Source organism: Pseudomonas sp. GW822-FHT03F08 (assembly GCF_058801265.1).
Genome location: NZ_JBXANC010000014.1, coordinates 120,562 through 136,951 on the forward strand (window position 1 = coordinate 120,562; position 16,390 = coordinate 136,951).

Annotated in this window: 11 protein-coding genes; 7 read left to right on the forward strand and 4 right to left on the reverse strand. The window is 62.6% G+C overall.

All coding sequences use genetic code 11. The features are described 5' to 3' along the window. Positions 1 to 17 precede the first annotated feature (17 nt). Positions 18 to 407, forward strand: a complete 390-nt coding sequence (locus tag AC1RME_RS27940; RefSeq protein WP_096818857.1) for a hypothetical protein — start codon at positions 18 to 20, stop codon at positions 405 to 407. On the opposite strand, the gene AC1RME_RS27945 is transcribed toward AC1RME_RS27940, so the two are convergent. Together AC1RME_RS27945 and cra are read right to left on the reverse strand one after the other, a co-directional pair. After that, positions 408 to 1,184: a TatD family hydrolase gene (locus AC1RME_RS27945; protein ID WP_096818859.1), complete on the reverse strand. Its 777-nt coding sequence runs from the start codon at positions 1,182 to 1,184 to the stop codon at positions 408 to 410. 3 nt (positions 1,185 to 1,187) lie between these two features. Next, positions 1,188 to 2,183 carry a catabolite repressor/activator gene (gene cra / locus AC1RME_RS27950; RefSeq protein WP_096818861.1) on the reverse strand — a complete coding sequence of 332 codons (996 nt, stop codon included), beginning with the start codon at positions 2,181 to 2,183 and terminating at the stop codon, positions 1,188 to 1,190. 306 nt (positions 2,184 to 2,489) lie between these two features. Here cra and ptsP point away from each other — a divergent pair, with 306 nt between their 5' ends. Genes ptsP through AC1RME_RS27970 form a run of 4 tightly spaced genes read left to right on the forward strand, consistent with a single transcriptional unit; the run spans position 2,490 to position 9,638 of the window. Further along, on the forward strand, positions 2,490 to 5,351 hold the full coding sequence (gene ptsP, locus AC1RME_RS27955) for a phosphoenolpyruvate--protein phosphotransferase (protein ID WP_096818863.1): 2,862 nt from the start codon (positions 2,490 to 2,492) through the stop codon (positions 5,349 to 5,351). Then, entirely contained in the window at positions 5,351 to 6,292 is a 942-nt protein-coding gene (pfkB, locus tag AC1RME_RS27960; RefSeq protein WP_096818865.1) for a 1-phosphofructokinase, read from the forward strand. The genes ptsP and pfkB overlap by 1 nt, the downstream gene beginning before the upstream one ends. A gap of 11 nt (positions 6,293 to 6,303) precedes the next feature. Next, positions 6,304 to 8,037 (forward strand): PTS fructose-like transporter subunit IIB, encoded by a 1,734-nt coding sequence (locus tag AC1RME_RS27965; RefSeq protein ID WP_096818867.1) that lies wholly within the window; start codon positions 6,304 to 6,306, stop codon positions 8,035 to 8,037. Between the two features lie 59 nt (positions 8,038 to 8,096). Then, positions 8,097 to 9,638, forward strand: coding sequence for an alkaline phosphatase D family protein (locus AC1RME_RS27970; RefSeq protein WP_096818869.1), 1,542 nt, complete (start codon positions 8,097 to 8,099; stop codon positions 9,636 to 9,638). 50 nt (positions 9,639 to 9,688) lie between these two features. Here the strand turns inward: AC1RME_RS27970 and AC1RME_RS27975 are convergent, their stop codons facing one another. Beyond that, the gene (locus tag AC1RME_RS27975) at positions 9,689 to 12,217 is read right to left on the reverse strand and encodes a PepSY domain-containing protein (protein WP_493092018.1); all 2,529 of its coding nucleotides are present in this window, start codon (positions 12,215 to 12,217) and stop codon (positions 9,689 to 9,691) included. 132 nt (positions 12,218 to 12,349) lie between these two features. After that, the gene (locus AC1RME_RS27980) at positions 12,350 to 14,674 is read right to left on the reverse strand and encodes a TonB-dependent receptor (RefSeq protein WP_096818873.1); all 2,325 of its coding nucleotides are present in this window, start codon (positions 14,672 to 14,674) and stop codon (positions 12,350 to 12,352) included. A 207-nt stretch (positions 14,675 to 14,881) separates the two neighbouring features. Between AC1RME_RS27980 and AC1RME_RS27985 the strand changes: the two genes are divergently transcribed. Together AC1RME_RS27985 and AC1RME_RS27990 are read left to right on the forward strand one after the other, a co-directional pair. Next, positions 14,882 to 15,562 (forward strand): Fe2+-dependent dioxygenase, encoded by a 681-nt coding sequence (locus tag AC1RME_RS27985; RefSeq protein WP_085698411.1) that lies wholly within the window; start codon positions 14,882 to 14,884, stop codon positions 15,560 to 15,562. Further along, entirely contained in the window at positions 15,563 to 16,321 is a 759-nt protein-coding gene (locus tag AC1RME_RS27990) for a tetratricopeptide repeat protein (protein WP_096818876.1), read from the forward strand. It begins immediately after the preceding gene. The last annotated feature ends 69 nt before the right edge of the window (positions 16,322 to 16,390 follow it).

Sequence of the window (16,390 nt, forward strand, 5' to 3'; positions counted from 1 at the left end):
TTTGGAGGAGGCCACGCATGTCTGTTGCAACCCTGGGAGTCCAGGGCCGCTGTGCCCATTGTCAGACCACGCTGCTGCTCAAACCCTGGCAACTGAATGCCATCGCGATCAATGAACCGTTCACCTGTGCCCACTGCCAGAAAAGCTTGGAGCTGCGCTGCCCGAAACAGATCAGACGCTTCAGATCCCTCGATTCGCTGGGCTGGTTGCGCTTCAGTGCATCGTTGACGGTGTGCACCGCGTTGCTGGTGGCGCTGGTGATGGAATGGATCGGGCTGCTCAACGTGACGGAACAGTTGAATGCCTCTTTGATCGTGATTTTCGTGTACTTCGCACTGATGCGCCTGGTTCACCACCGCCAACACATGACCCTGACGCTCGACGCCGTCAGGTCCCTCGACGACTGACTACCAGCCGAACACTTCGCAGCCGTTGGCAGTGCTGGCCTCGGCGAGTTGTTCTGCAGTGACGTTCATCAACCCGGCAAGTGCCGTGCAGATGGCCGGCAAATGCGCCGGTGTATTGCGCACGCCGGGGTACATGGCGGGCGCCATGTCCGGTGAGTCGGTTTCCAGCACCACCGAACCCAGTGGCAAGTCGGCCAGCACCCGATGCATGCGCAAGGCCTGGGGCCAGGTGGGTGCGCCACCGAGGCCGAGTTTGAAGCCGAGCTTGATGTATTCCCGCGCCTCTTCACGGCTGCCGGCAAAGGCATGGATGATGCCCCCGCGCTTGAGCCTGAAACGCTTGAGCGTGGCAATCACCGCCGCGTGGCTGCGCCGTACATGAATCAACGCCGGTAACCCGAACTCCGCTGCCAGTTGCAGTTGCGCGTCGAACAGCGCCTGCTGGCGTTCGCGGTCGAGGGTTTCGATGAAGTAATCCAGTCCGATTTCGCCGACAGCGCACAGTTGCCGATGACCGCGCAGCCGTGTCAGCCAATCGCCCAATGCAAGCAAATCTTCTGGCCGATGCTGATCGAGATACACCGGGTGCAAGCCGAAAGCGGCGTACAGTTCGGGATCGCTTTGCACCAGATCCCACACCCGCTGCCAGTTGCCCTCATATACCCCCAGCACCACCATCCGCCGCACCCCGAGGGCACGGCTTTCCGCCAGCAACGCCGCACGGTCGGCGTCGAAGTCGGGAAAGTCCAGGTGGGTGTGGCTGTCGATCAGCTCCACGGCTCAGTCCCGGTGAATACGCTGCTTGAAGGTACGGGCGATGGCCTGCACGCCAGGCTGGTAATCAGATTGCTCGACCGCCGCCAGCGCCAATGCCAGCGCCTTGTCGGCGATCAACTGGTGCTGCTGGGCCATGGCGTTGACCGGCAGCGGCAGGAAGTCCAGTAACTGGGTGTCGCCAAATGTGCCGAGACGCAGCGGGCGGTTTTTCAGCGGGAAGTCATGCAGCGCGTCGAACACACCCTGCAACAGCACGTAGGACGTGGTCACCAGCGCATCCGGCAAATGCCCGAGGCGTTGCAGGAGTTCTTCCATCAATTGCTTGCCGCACTCGCGGCTGAAGGACTCGGCGTGCTCGATCAGCACTTCGCCTTTGAAGCCGGTGAGAGCCTGTTTGAAACCGGCGGCGCGTTCCTGGCTGATGCTCAGTTCCGGGCGGGCACCCAGCAGCACGATCTGTTTCGGCTGCGGGTCGAGCAGGCTTTCGGTGAGGTGCAGGCTGGCTTCGCGGTCGTCGCTGACCACCGAGCAGAAATGCTCGGGATCCATCACCCGGTCGATGGCGATGACCGGCAAGCCCTTGGCCTGCAACTGGCGGTAGCTGTCGTCACCGGCCGGCAGGCAACTGGCGACGATCAGTGCATCGCAGCGCCGGGCGCGGAACAGTTGCAGCAGTTGCCGTTCGCTGTCCGGCGCATCGTCGGAACTGGCGATCAGCAACTGATAGCCCCGCGCCCGGGCGCCTTGTTCCAGCAGCTTGGCGATCCGCGCGTAACTGGGGTTTTCCAGGTCCGGCAGGATGAAACCCAGGGTTCGGGTGTGCCGACTGCGCAGCCCGGCCGCCTGGGGATTGGGGGTAAAGCCGTGCTGATCGACCACCGCCCGCACCCGCTCGACGGTCGCGGTGCTGATGCGTTGCTGTTCGGCCTTGCCGTTGATGACGTAGCTGGCGGTGGTCACGGACACTCCGGCCAACCGCGCGATATCACTGAGTTTCAACCCGGGATTTCCTTGTTTTTTCGAGCTTGCCGCCACATTTTCGCCAATCCTACCCGATTCAGGCAGGCGACCATTGTCGCAGCGCATCCGACAAGTTGGACTTCAAGGATGAGACATTATCGAGTAACGTGCCGATCAATCTAGATTAAACGTTTCAGCAAGCGTATTTTCTACGTTTTAGACGCCTTTGGCCGGTGCTGCCGTGAAACCGCCAAAACTGCCTCCTGAAAGGGAAGCGCACAAGCGCCTAAGCTGGAACCATTCAAAACAATACCTGGCGCCCCGTGACGCCAAAAAGGAGAACGCATGCTCGAGCTCACTATAGAGCAGATATCCATGGGCCAATCGGCTGTGGATAAACCCGCTGCCCTGCAATCGCTGGCCGATCATCTGGTGGCCGATGGTCTGGTCGCCGACGGTTACCTTGCCGGTTTGCAGGCGCGGGAAGCCCAGGGCTCGACCTTTCTCGGCCAAGGCATTGCGATCCCGCATGGCACGCCCGAAACCCGCGATCAGGTGTTTGCCACCGGCGTGCGGCTGATGCAGTTTCCCGACGGCGTGGATTGGGGCGACGGCCAGATCGTCTATCTGGCCATCGGTATCGCCGCCAAATCCGACGAACACCTGCGCCTGCTGCAATTGCTGACCCGCGCCCTCGGCGAAACCGATCTGGGCCAGGCCCTGCGCCGCGCCAGTTCGCCCGAAGCGCTGCTGAAGCTGCTGCAAGGCGCGCCACAGGAACTGGCGCTGGATGCGCAGATGATCGGCCTCGGGGTCTCCGCCGACGATTTCGAAGAACTGGTCTGGCGTGGTGCACGTCTGCTGCGTCAGGCCGATTGCGTGAGCAACGGTTTTGCCGGTGTGTTGCAGCAAGTCGAAGCGCTGCCGCTGGGCGATGGCCTGTGGTGGCTGCACAGCGAGCAGACCGTGAAGCGTCCGGGCCTGGCCTTCGTCACTCCGGACAAGCCGATGCGTTACCTCGGTCAGCCACTCAGCGGTCTGTTTTGCCTGGCCAGCCTCGGCGAAGCGCATCAGGCGTTGCTGGAGCGTTTGTGCGCGTTGCTGATCGAAGGTCGTGGCCATGAACTGGGCCGCGCCACCAGCAGCCGCAAAGTCCTCGAAGTGCTCGGCGGCGAGTTGCCTGCGGACTGGCCGAGTGCGCGTATCGCACTGGCCAACGCCCATGGTTTGCATGCGCGGCCGGCGAAGATCCTCGCCCAACTGGCGAAGCGTTTTGACGGTGAGATTCGCATCCGCATCGTCGACGGCCAGGACAGCGCCGTGTCGGTGAAGAGCCTGAGCAAACTGCTGAGCCTCGGCGCCCGTCGCGGCCAGGTGCTGGAAATCATCGCCGAACCGAGTATCGCCGCCGATGCCTTGCCGGCCTTGTTGGCGGCCATCGAAGAAGGCCTCGGCGAAGAAGTCGAACCGTTGCCGGCCGTGAGCCAACAACGTGAAGTGATCGCCGACATCGCCGAAGTCTTGAGCGCCCCGACCTCCGGCAGCCTGCTGCAAGCGATTCCTGCCGCCCCCGGCATTGCCATCGGCCCGGCGCACATTCAGGTCCAGCAAACCATCGATTACCCGTTGCGCGGTGAGTCTGCCGCCATCGAGCGCGAGCGTCTGAAAAATGCCCTGGCCGACGTGCGTCAGGACATCCAGGGCCTGATCGAGCGCAGCAAGGCCAAGGCAATCCGCGAGATTTTCATCACCCACCAGGAAATGCTCGACGACCCGGAGCTCACCGACGAAGTCGACACCCGTCTCAAGCAGGGCGAAAGCGCCGAGGCAGCGTGGATGGCCGTGATCGAGGCCGCCGCGAAACAACAGGAAGCGTTGCAGGACGCCTTGCTCGCCGAACGTGCTGCCGATCTGCGCGACATCGGGCGTCGAGTGCTGGCGCAACTGTGCGGCGTGCAGACGCCCGCCGAGCCTGAGCAGCCGTACATTCTGGTGATGGATGAGGTCGGCCCGTCCGACGTGGCGCGTCTGGATCCGGCGCGGGTCGCGGGGATTCTTACCGCCCGTGGTGGCGCCACCGCTCACAGCGCCATCGTGGCGCGCGCGCTGGGGATTCCGGCGCTGGTCGGTGCTGGCGCAGCAGTGTTACTGCTGAAACCGGGCACGCCGTTGCTGCTCGATGGCCAGCGCGGTCGCCTGCATGTCGATGCCGATGCCGCGACCCTGCAACGCGCCAGCGAAGAACGCGACACCCGCGAACAACGTCTGAAAGCGGCCGCCGAACAACGCCATCAACCGGCGCACACCACCGACGGCCACGCCGTGGAAGTGTTCGCCAACATCGGCGAAAGCGCCGGTGTCACCAGCGCGGTGGAGCAGGGCGCCGAAGGCATCGGTCTGTTGCGCACCGAGCTGATTTTCATGGCCCACCCGCAGGCGCCGGACGAGGCGACTCAGGAAGCCGAATACCGCCGCGTCCTCGACGGCCTCGCCGGTCGGCCGCTGGTGGTGCGCACCCTCGACGTCGGCGGCGATAAACCGCTGCCGTATTGGCCGATTGCCAAGGAAGAAAACCCGTTCCTCGGCGTACGCGGGATTCGCCTGACCTTGCAGCGTCCGCAGATCATGGAAGCGCAGTTGCGCGCCTTGCTGCGCTCGGCGGACAACCGCCCGCTGCGGATCATGTTCCCGATGGTCGGCAGCGTCGACGAATGGCGTCAGGCCCGCGACATGACCGAACGCCTGCGCCTGGAAATCCCGGTCGCCGACCTGCAACTGGGGATCATGATCGAAGTGCCGTCCGCCGCGTTGCTGGCGCCAGTGCTGGCCAAAGAAGTCGATTTCTTCAGCGTCGGCACCAACGACCTGACGCAATACACCCTGGCCATCGACCGTGGTCATCCGACCCTGTCCGCCCAGGCTGACGGCCTGCACCCGGCGGTGCTGCAACTGATCGACATCACCGTGCGCGCGGCCCATGCCCACGGCAAATGGGTCGGCGTCTGTGGCGAACTGGCGGCGGACCCGCTGGCGGTGCCGGTGCTGGTCGGCCTCGGTGTGGATGAGCTGAGCGTGTCCGGACGCAGCATCGCCGAGGTCAAGGCGCGCATCCGCGAACTCAGCCTGACCCAGACTCAAACCCTTGCTCAACAAGCCCTGGCCGTGGGCAGCGCCAACGAAGTGCGCGCATTAGTGGAGGCCCTGTAATGGCCAAGATTCTCACCCTGACCCTCAACCCGGCGCTGGACCTCACGGTGCAGTTGCCGCGTCTGGAAGCCGGTCAGGTCAATCGCAGCGACGAAATGCACACTCACGCCGCCGGCAAGGGCGTCAACGTCGCGCAAGTGCTGGCCGACCTCGGTCATCAACTGACGGTCAGCGGCTTTCTCGGCGAAGACAATCTGCAGGCGTTCGAAACCCTGTTCGCCAAGCGTGGTTTTGTCGACGCCTTCATCCGCGTGCCGGGCGAGACCCGCAGCAACATCAAGGTCGCGGAACAGGACGGACGCATCACCGACATCAACGGCCCGGGCCCGGTGGTCGGCGTGGTGGCGCAACAGGCGTTGCTGGAGCGTCTGGTGCAGATTGCACCGGGGCATGACGCGGTGGTGGTCGCCGGCAGTCTGCCGCGCGGGGTCAGTGCGAAGTGGTTGCGTGAGTTGATCGAGCGCCTGAAGGGCCTGGGCCTGAAAGTCGCGCTGGACACCAGCGGCGAAGCGTTGCGCACGGCACTCAAGGCTGGCCCGTGGCTGATCAAACCGAATACCGAAGAGCTGGCGGATGCGCTGGGCTGTGAAGTGGTGTCGCACGCGTCTCAGGCCGAAGCCGCCAATCGGCTGCACGCTCAAGGCATCGAGCATGTGGTGATTTCCCACGGTGCCGAGGGGGTGAACTGGTTCAGTGTCGGCTCGGCGTTGCACGCGACGCCGCCGAAGGTCAGCGTCGCCAGTACGGTCGGTGCCGGCGATTCGTTGCTGGCTGGCATGCTGCACGGTCTGCTTAGCGCCGATACGCCGGAGCAAACCCTGCGCACGGCCACGGCGATTGCGGCGCAGGCGGTGACCCAGATCGGATTCGGTATTCACGATGCTGCGCAACTGACGCAGCTCGAACAGGGCGTGCGCGTGCGCCCCCTGACAGAACAATAAGAGGGTTTGTCATGAAGTTAGCCATTGTCACGGCCTGCCCGAACGGCATGGTCACCAGTGTGCTGTGCGCCCGGCTGCTGGATGCTGCGGCCCAGCGTCAGGGCTGGAGCACCAGCGTCGAAGTGGTGGATGCGGCGCACCCGGAACGCGAATTGTCGGCGGCCACGATCGAGGCGGCGGAGTGGGTGTTGCTGGTGACCACCGGATCGGTCGACATGACCCGATTCGTCGGCAAACGGGTCTACAGGATTGCCCCGGCGCAAGCGTTGCAGGATGTCGAAGCGGTGCTGCGTCGCGGTGCCGAAGAAGCCGAAATTCATGTTGCCAGCGAAGTTGCACCGACGGCCGCTGAGCAACGCGCACCTCGCATCGTCGCTGTCACCGCGTGCCCGACCGGCGTCGCCCATACCTTCATGGCGGCTGAAGCCTTGCAGCAAGCGGCCAAGCGCCTGGGCTATGAGTTTCTAGTGGAAACCCAGGGCTCGGTCGGCGCGCGAAATCCACTGAGCGCGACGGCAATTGCCGAGGCCGAGGTGGTGCTGCTGGCGGCGGATATCGAAGTCGCCACCGAGCGTTTCGCCGGCAAGAAAATCTACCGCTGTGGCACCGGAATCGCGTTGAAGCAATCCGAAGCCACACTGAAAAAGGCCCTGGCCGAAGGCAAGCAGGAAAGTGCCGCGAGCGACGGCAAGGCCCCGGCCAAACAAGAGAAAACCGGCGTCTACAAACACCTGCTGACCGGTGTGTCGTTCATGCTGCCGATGGTGGTGGCGGGCGGCTTGATGATCGCCTTGTCGTTCGTGTTCGGCATCACCGCGTTCAAGGAAGAAGGCACGCTGGCGGCGGCGCTGATGCAGATCGGTGGCGAGACCGCGTTCAAATTGATGGTGCCGTTGCTGGCCGGTTACATCGCCTACTCGATTGCTGACCGTCCGGGTCTGGCGCCGGGAATGATCGGCGGTTTGCTGGCGAGCACCCTGGGCGCCGGATTCATCGGCGGGATCGTCGCCGGTTTCATCGCTGGTTATGCGGCGAAGCTGATCAGTCGTTATGTGGCGTTGCCGCAGAGTCTGGAAGCGCTGAAACCGATTCTGATCATCCCGCTGTTCGCCAGTCTGATCACCGGGCTGGTGATGATTTACGTGGTCGGCAAACCGGTGGCCGGGATGCTCGCGGCGCTGACGCATTTCCTCGACAGCATGGGCACCACCAACGCGATCCTGCTCGGTGTGCTGCTGGGCGGCATGATGTGCGTCGACCTCGGCGGCCCGATCAACAAGGCCGCCTATGCGTTCTCGGTGGGGCTGCTGGCCTCGCAGAGTTATGCACCGATGGCCGCGACCATGGCCGCCGGCATGGTGCCGCCGATCGGTCTGGGCATCGCCACGTTCATCGCCCGACGCAAGTTCGCCCAGACCGAGCGCGAAGCCGGTAAAGCGGCACTGGTGCTCGGGTTGTGCTTCATCTCCGAAGGGGCAATTCCGTTTGCCGCGAAAGACCCGTTGCGGGTGATCCCGGCGAGCATTGCCGGCGGTGCGCTGACCGGTGCGCTGTCGATGTACTTCGGCTGCAAGCTGATGGCGCCGCACGGTGGCCTGTTTGTGCTGGCGATCCCGAATGCGATCAACCATGCGTTGTTGTATCTGCTGGCAATCGTTGCGGGCAGCCTGCTGACGGCGGTGGTGTATGCGTTGGTCAAGCGGCCGGAAGCCGTCGAGCTGGCGCTGGAGCCCGCCAACGCCTGAGGTGTCATACCCGCTTCATCTGGTGATGGTTAAGTTTTCCTTTTTTCAGGGAGAACAGCATGAGCGATTTCAACCTCGGTCGCCGGCGCGTGATGCAAGTGGTCGGCGCCGGTTTGCTGATGCCAGGGCTGGCACCGGCCGTGATCGCCTCGGTCAAGGATCGACCGCAACTCACCGACGGCGTGCAGTCCGGCGACTTGCAGGGCGATCGGGCGATGATCTGGAGCCGCAGCGATCGCCCGGCGCGGATGGTGGTGGAGTGGGACACCCGCAGTCAGTTCCGCCATCCGCGACGCGTCATCTCCGCGTTGGCCGACGCGCGCAGCGATTTCACCGCCCGCGTCGAACTCACCGGATTGCCCGCCGATCAGGCGATTTTCTACCGCGTGTATTTCAAGGACGCCCAGACGGGTGTTGCCAGCGAACCGTGGCTCGGCCACCTGCGCAGTGCACCGACCGCACGGCGCAATATCCGCTTCGTGTGGAGCGGCGACACCGTCGGCCAGGGCTTCGGCATCAACCCCGATATCGGCGGCATGCGCATCTACGAATCCATGCGCATGCGCCTGCCGGACTTCTTTATCCACAGCGGCGACACGATCTACGCCGACGGCCCGGTGCCGGCGCATCTGACCACCGAGGGTGGCCGCGTGTGGCGCAACCTCACCACCGAAGCCAAGAGCAAGGTCGCCCAGACCCTCGACGACTATCGCGGCAATTACCGCTACAACCTGATGGATGAAAACATCCGCCGCTTCAACGCCGAAGTGCCGCAGATCTGGCAATGGGATGACCATGAAGTGGTCAACAACTGGTCGCCGGGCAAACAGCTCGACGAGCGCTATCAGGAAAAAGATATCCACACCCTGGTCGGCCGTGCGCGTCAGGCCTGGCTCGAATATTCGCCGATGCGCCGTCAGGCAGCGGACGGTGGCGGGCGGATCTATCGCAAGCTGAGCTACGGGCCGATGCTCGATGTGTTCGTGCTCGACATGCGCAGTTATCGCGGCGCCAACGACGACAATCTCGGGGCGGAAAAACCGTTCCTCGGGCGTGAACAACTGAACTGGCTCAAACGCGGATTGAAGGCATCGAAAGCCCAGTGGAAAGTCATCGCTGCGGACATGCCGATCGGTCTCGGCGTGCCGGACGGCGAAGTCAGCCCCGGTGTGCCGCGTTGGGAAGCCGTGGCCAACGGCGACCCCGGCCCGGCTCAGGGACGTGAACTGGAAATCGCCGAATTGCTGGGGTTTCTGCGGGCGCAACAGGTGCGCAATTTCGTGTTCCTGACGGCGGACGTGCATTACTGCGCGGCGCATCACTATCACCCGGATCGCGCTGCGTTCCAGGATTTCGAACCGTTCTGGGAGTTTGTCGCAGGGCCTCTGAACGCCGGGAGTTTCGGGCCCAATCCGCTGGACAAGACCTTCGGCCCGGAAGTGGTGTTTCAGAAAGCACCGCCAACGCAAAACGCTTCACCGTTTGCCGGGTTTCAATTTTTTGGCGAGGTGAACATTGAAGGGCAGAGCGGGGAGTTGAGTGTGGTGTTGCGGGATCTGGATGGGGTGGCGGTGTTTGAGCAGAAGCTGCAGCCAGTCTAAATGCAGTGAACCTGTGGGAGCAGGCTTGCTCCCACAGGAATACAGGTGAATCAGTAAACGTCGCGGCGATAACGACCCTGTTCGATCAGGCGTTCGACTTCGGCGGCGCCAAGCACTTCATTGAGCACCTGATCCACCCCTGACGCCATGCCTTGCAAGCTGCCGCAGATGTAGATCACTGCACCGTCCGCCAGCCACTTCTTCAATTCACCGGCCGATTCGCGCAAGCGATCCTGCACATAGATTTTCTGCGCCTGATCCCGCGAGAACGCCAGATCCAGTCGGGCCAGATCGCCGTTGATCAGCCACTCTTCGAGTTCTGCGCGACACAGGAAATCGTGTTCCCGGTTGCGCTCACCGAAAAGCAGCCAGTGGCGTTGCTGCCCGTCGGCAATCCGCGCCTTGAGCAGGCTGCGCAGGCCGGCAAAGCCGGTGCCGTTGCCCAGCAAGATCATCGGCACCGGCTGGTTCGGCAGATGGAAGCCGCTGTTGCGGCGTACCCGCAGACTGATACTGCCGCCTACCTGCGCATGTTCGGTCAGCCAACCGGAACCGATGCCGAGGGTGCCGTCAGAATGCTGTTCCTGACGCACGATCAATTCCAGCACGCCGTCGGCAGCAATCGAGGCGATCGAGTATTCGCGCATCGCCAGCGGCACCATCGCATCGACCAGTGCCTGGGCATGCAGGCCTACAAGATGGGCGCGGTGTTCGGGCAACTGGCGGGTGGCGAGGGCCACTTCCAGCGACTCTTCCAGGCCGTTGACCTTCACGCTGGTTTCGCCACGAATGCCGAGGCCGTCGAGGAAATGTTCGATGGCCCACGGGCAATTGCGTGGCAACACTTCCACCAGATCGCCAGCGAGCCAGCTGCTGGTGTCAGGCGCCGAGAGACCCAGCAGGAAAACCGGTGAACCGCTGCTGTCAGGGTTCATCAGTTCGCGGCGTTCCAGCGTCCAGTTGCTGTAGCTTGGTGCCTGCCAGGTGTCGACCGGTGCTTGCCCGGTGATCAGGCCGAGCTGGGTCTGCCAGTGACGCAGTGCGTAAGGATCACCATTGTCGACCTCCACCGGAGCGAACAGCGTCTTGCCGCCATGCTCGCCCAGCGATTGGTGCAGGCGTCGGGCGAAACCGCAGAAGTGCTGATACTGACGGTCGCCGAGACCGAGTACGGCGTAATTGAGGCTGTCGAGGGTCGAGGCGTTGTTCAGCACTTTGCGTTCGAAACCGCGAGCGCTGTCCGGTGCTTCGCCGTCGCCGAAGGTGCTGACCACGAACAGCGCGTTGTTGGATTCCTGTAGATCCTGCTCGCTGACATTCGCCAGCGGCTGCACCTTCACCGGCAGGCCGGCAGCCTGCAGTTGTCCGGCAGTCTGCCACGCCAGTTGCTCGGCAAAACCGCTTTGGCTGGCGAAACCGATCAACCATGCCGGGGTGTCACCGGTCGGTTGATCGAGGCCTTGGCGGGCATCCTTGATCTGCTTTTTCTTGCGGCGGCGATCGAGGTACAACAGCCATCCGGTGATAAAGAACAGCGGCATCAGCACCGCTGCGACCGTCACGATGATCCGCCCGACCAGACCGAAATAGCTGCCGACGTGCAGCGCGTAAATGCTGGTCAGCAATTGCGCCTTGAAGCTCTTGTCTGCGTAGCGGTCGACGCGTTTGACGACGCCGGTGGCCGGGTCGAGGGTGATCTGGTTCAGCGCGCGCTCGTGGGGCGAGCTGTCTAGCAGATAGAACACGGTCGCCGGTTGGCCGGCCACAGGCGGCATTCGGATGTTGTAGGAGGCGAGGCCTGGACCTGCGGAGCTGTAGATGCTGACCCACATTGCGGCGTAATCTGCGGTCGGCGCCGGGCCTTCAGGTGCCGGGCCGCGTCCGCCGCGCACGCGTTCGTTTTGCGGCGCATCGGAAAGCAGTCTGGTCAGGCCTTTGTTGTACCACTCGTAGGACCAGGACAGACCGGTCAGCGCCAGCAACAGGTAAACCAGCATGCACCAGGTGCCGAACACCGAGTGCAGGTCCCAGTTGAAGCTGCGGCCCTTTTTCTTCCAGTCCAGGGTCAGCCACACGCGCCAGCTGTTCCACTGGCGTGGCCAGCGCAGGTACAGGCCGGACAGGCAGAAGAACAGCAGCATCAGGGTGCAGGCGCCGGTAATGTTGCGGCCGGTGTCGCCCATGGCGAGGAACCGGTGCAGTTGCAGCATCAGGCCGAAGAAGTCCTGGCCGGTGGCCTCGCCCTTGAACTCGGCGGTGTAGGGATCGAAGTAGCGCATCTCGCCACGACGCTCACCTTTCGGCGGGGTGAACCAGACGCGTCCGGCGCTGCCGCTTTCGGTTTCGACCGAGAGCATCGAGACTTTCTTGCCCGAGGCCGCTTCGATGTGCGCCACCAGGTCGGCGGGCGGCAGGACGCCGGCCACCTGCTTCTCCACCTGCAACACGGATGGGTTGAGGGCTTTCAGGATCTCGTCCTGAAACGAATAGGCAGCGCCGGTGATGCCCATCAGGGCCAGCACCAGCCCGGCAGTGATGCCAAAAAACCAGTGCAACTGGAACAGGGTTTTCTTCAACACGTCGCTTGCCTTGTCCGTTCGGAAATTGTGTTCACGGCGTGCATTATGCCGTGGCTTATCGAGAAACGTTCTTTATTACGCACAAAAGCCCCGTTCAAGTGAATGAACGGGGCCCGAGGCTTCCGGCTTCTATCAGAAGTGGAAGTTGGTGCTCAGCAATGCCGTACGGCCCGCCGCCTGGTTGGCGAAGTGAGTCGAGAAGGCTTTGTCGTAGTAGGTTTCGTTGGTCAGGTTCTGCACGTTCAGTTGCAGGTCGACGTTCTTGGTCAGCTTGTACGCAGCCATCGCGTCGTAGCGAACGTAGGAATCGACCATGGTGGTGTTGGCCACGCTGCCGAACACGTCATCCACGTAGAACGCACCGCCACCGATGGTCAGCTTCGGCGTGACCTGGTAAGTGGTCCACAGGCTGGCGCTGTTTTTCGGCGTGTTAGGCAGTTCGTTGCCGTCGGTGGCACGGTTCAGCGGGCCGCCATCCACTTGCTCGCTGTCCATGTAGGCGTAACCGGCGAACACTTGCCACTTGTCGGTGATCTTGCCGCTGGCCGACAGCTCGATACCTTGTACACGAGTCTTGCCGGCGTTTTCGTACGACGTGGTATCAACCTGGACACGCGCGTTTTCTTTCTCGGTGCGGAAGATGTCGGCGGTCAGCGACAGGCGATCGTTCAACAGATCCCACTTGGTGCCGATTTCGTAGTTCTTGGTGGTTTCCGGCTCCATGTCGCTCTTGAGCAGGTTGCCGTTGCGATCGGTGGTGCCGCCCAGCGGGTTGCCGTCCATGCCTTCGCCCAGGGTGTTGCCCGGCGGCGTGGCGGAGGTGGCGTAGGAGGCGTAGATGCTGCCGTTCTCTGCCGGTTTGTAGACGATGCCGAACTGACCGGTGACGAACTCGCTGGTGTCTGCACCTTTGGCGGTGGTGGTGCCAGAGTTGTTGTAGGTGTGGTAGCCGGTTTCGAAGTGGTCGTAACGCAGGCCCATGTTCACCAGCCATTGCTGGGACAGTTCCAGGGTGTCGAACACATACAGCGCGTAAGTATCGGACTGGGTGTCAGTGCCGGCGTAGTTGCGCGAAATGGCGCCGTTCCACGGATCGTTCGGGTTCGGGTTCGACAGCGAGGTGCAGTTGTAGCCGCTCGACGCGCCGATCATCGACGGGGTGCAGTTGGTGCTGGACGGCACGTTGGTGGTGCGCGGCGTGGTATCGGTGTTGACGTTGTAAGAGGACTTGCGGCTTTCCTCACGGGTGTATTCGACACCGGTGGAGAAGCTGTTCTTGAAGCCTGCAACGTAGAAGTTACCGAACAGGTCAGTCTGGTTGGTGGTGGTCTCGGTGTTGCTCACGCGAGTGTTCGCACGACGCCAGACGCTGCCGTTGTTGACGTTGCCCTTGCTGTCGTCCGGCTGGGTCAGGATGTAATCCTGCATGCTGGTGCCGTGACGCAGAGTGTTCTTGATGGTCAGCGAGTCATTCAGGTCATGCTCGATGGCGAACGTCGCGGTGTCGGTACGACCCTTGCGGAAGTCGCGACCGTCCAGACCGTAGAAGTTGCTGTGATCGCCGCCCGAGTACGGCTTGTCCGGATTGGACTTGGTACGTGCCGCCGAGCCGGCAGCCGGAATGGTGTACGGGATGCCCGAGTCCGGCGTGTCGTTGCTTTCGAGATGGTAGTAGTCGAGGTTGACGCGAGTATCGGTGCCCAGGCCGAAGGCCAGGGATGGTGCGATGCCCCAGCGGTCGTAGTCGACGCTGTCGCGACCGGCGACGTTGCTCTCGTGGCTCATCAGGTTCAGACGGCCGGCTGCGGTGTCGCTGAACTGGTAGTTGCCGTCCAGGGTGTAGCGCTGGGTCTGGTCGGAACCCCAGGTGAAACCACCGTCGAACGAGTTGCCCAGGTGCGCTTTCTTGCTCACCAGGTTGATGCTGCCGCCCGCCGCGCCGCGACCGCCGATGGCGGAGTTCGGGCCCTTGCTGACTTCGATGTTTTCCACGGCGAAGATCTCGCGGCTCTGCGAGCCGGTGTCGCGCACGCCGTCGAGGTAGGTGTCGCCCTGGGCGTCGAAACCACGGATGAACGGACGGTCGCCCTGCGGGTTGCCACCTTCACCGGCACCGAAAGTGATGCCCGGTACGGTGCGCAGCGCGTCCTGCATGTTCAGGGCGCCGGTGTCCTTCAGGACTTGTTGCGGAATAACGGTGACCGAGCGCGGCGTATCGACCAGCGGCGCGGTGTACTTGGGCGAGGAGGCTTTCTCGACCTGGTAGGACGTCGAGTCCTGGGCTTCGCCGGTGATGGCGGTGGCGTCCAGGGCGATGGCATTGCCGGAGGCTTTGCTGTCGGTCTTTTCAGCGGCGAACACCATGTGGCCAGCGGAGCCGGCGGTGATTGCCACGCCGATGGCGGAAGCGAGCAGACGTGGTGAACTGACCGGTAATTGTGCTTGTTGACGTGCCATTTTTATTCCCCTCCCCAAGGATTTGAGGCGGCGGAATATAGGGTAAACAGGTATTCGTATCAATTGCGAAATATTGCTATCCGCACTGAATTTACATTCTTTACAATTTAACCTTACGGTTTTTGCCAGTTCATTCGTCTAGCGGGTTTTACACAGCCAATAAGAATCAATACCATTGCCGCCTCTTTGCCATCAGGTGACTTCGACATGCTGCTGCACATCCCCGCTCTGTTCGAGAAAGACGAAGTGCGGCGCATCCGCGAGGCTCTGGAGCAGGCCGACTGGGCCGATGGCAAGATCACCGCCGGCTATCAATCGGCCAAGGCCAAGCACAATCTGCAACTGCCCGAAGGCCATCCGCTGGCCAAGGAAATCGGCGCCGCGATGCTTGAGCGCCTGTGGAAAAATCCGCTGTTCATGTCCGCCGCGCTGCCGCACAAGGTATTTCCGCCGTTACTCAACTGCTACACGGCGGGTGGCAGTTTCGATTTCCACATCGACAACGCCGTGCGCCAGCCCAAGGGCAGCATCGAGCGGGTACGCACCGATCTGTCGGCCACGCTGTTTTTCAGCGAACCCGAGGACTACGACGGCGGTGAGCTGGAAATCCAGGACACCTTCGGCACCCAGCGCGTGAAACTGCCCGCCGGCGACATGGTGCTTTACCCCGGCACCAGCCTGCATAAAGTCAACGCGGTGACTCGTGGCGCTCGGTATGCCTCGTTCTTCTGGACCCAAAGCCTGGTGCGCGAGGACAGCCAGCGCGCCTTGCTGTTCGAGATGGACGGTGCGATCCAGCAACTCACGCAAGACATGCCCGATCACCCTTCGCTGATCCGCCTCACCGGCACCTATCACAACCTGTTGCGCCGTTGGGTCGAGGTCTGAGTGGCGGACTTTCGGTTACGTCGCGAAGAAGTCCTCGACGGTGAACGCCTCACCGCCATGCTCGAAGAAAGCCCGGCTCGCGCGGCTCAGGCCATTCTGTTGGCGGCGGGCGAGGGCGTGCTCGAAGCGCAGGCGCTGCTCGGGCAGATTCTGCTCGATGGTCATGGGATTGCTCAGGATCAACCGCTGGCATTGCGCTGGTTTGAAATCGCCGCAGGGCAAGGTCATTTGATGGCGCGCAACATGCTCGGTCGCTGTCATGAACACGGGTGGGGTTGTGTGGCCGACGCCGAGCGCGCTGCGCGCCATTACCAAACAGCCGCCGACGCGGGGCTGGATTGGGCGATGTACAACCTGGCAAACCTGCACGCCACCGGACGTGGAATACCCGAAGACCAGGCGCTGGCCCTCGTCCTGTACCGCCGTGCTGCCGAGTCGGGGCATGCCAAGTCGATGAACCTGCTGGGCCGGTATCTGGAAGAGGGACGCCACTGTCCGCAAGACCTGCCAACGGCGCGCGACTGGTATCGGCGTGCGGCCGAGGGTGGCGACTTTCGTGGGCAGTTCAGTCATGCGGCAATGCTTGCCGACGAGGGGCGCATCGATGACGCACTCGGCTGGCTGCGCAAGGCGCTGGACGCGGGCAATGTGAATTTCCTGCGAGTCGCCAGTGAGTCTTTGATGAATGCTCAGTACTCGCAAATACGCGCAATGTCCGACGCTTATAAGTTGCGGCTGGCAGAACTAGTTGCTTTGTAGTTATTTATTTTGCGGTTGATTGATTTAATCAAGTTGATCGGATTGTTGTTCGGTGCTTGCGCGGGTGAG

Coding starts and splice junctions, on each gene's coding strand:
- AC1RME_RS27965 (WP_096818867.1), top strand. CDS start 6,304: ATGAAGTTAGCCATTGTCACGGCCTGCCCGAACGGCATGGTCACCAGT.
- AC1RME_RS27980 (WP_096818873.1), bottom strand. CDS start 14,674: ATGGCACGTCAACAAGCACAATTACCGGTCAGTTCACCACGTCTGCTC.
- AC1RME_RS27970 (WP_096818869.1), top strand. CDS start 8,097: ATGAGCGATTTCAACCTCGGTCGCCGGCGCGTGATGCAAGTGGTCGGC.
- ptsP (WP_096818863.1), top strand. CDS start 2,490: ATGCTCGAGCTCACTATAGAGCAGATATCCATGGGCCAATCGGCTGTG.
- AC1RME_RS27940 (WP_096818857.1), top strand. CDS start 18: ATGTCTGTTGCAACCCTGGGAGTCCAGGGCCGCTGTGCCCATTGTCAG.
- AC1RME_RS27985 (WP_085698411.1), top strand. CDS start 14,882: ATGCTGCTGCACATCCCCGCTCTGTTCGAGAAAGACGAAGTGCGGCGC.
- pfkB (WP_096818865.1), top strand. CDS start 5,351: ATGGCCAAGATTCTCACCCTGACCCTCAACCCGGCGCTGGACCTCACG.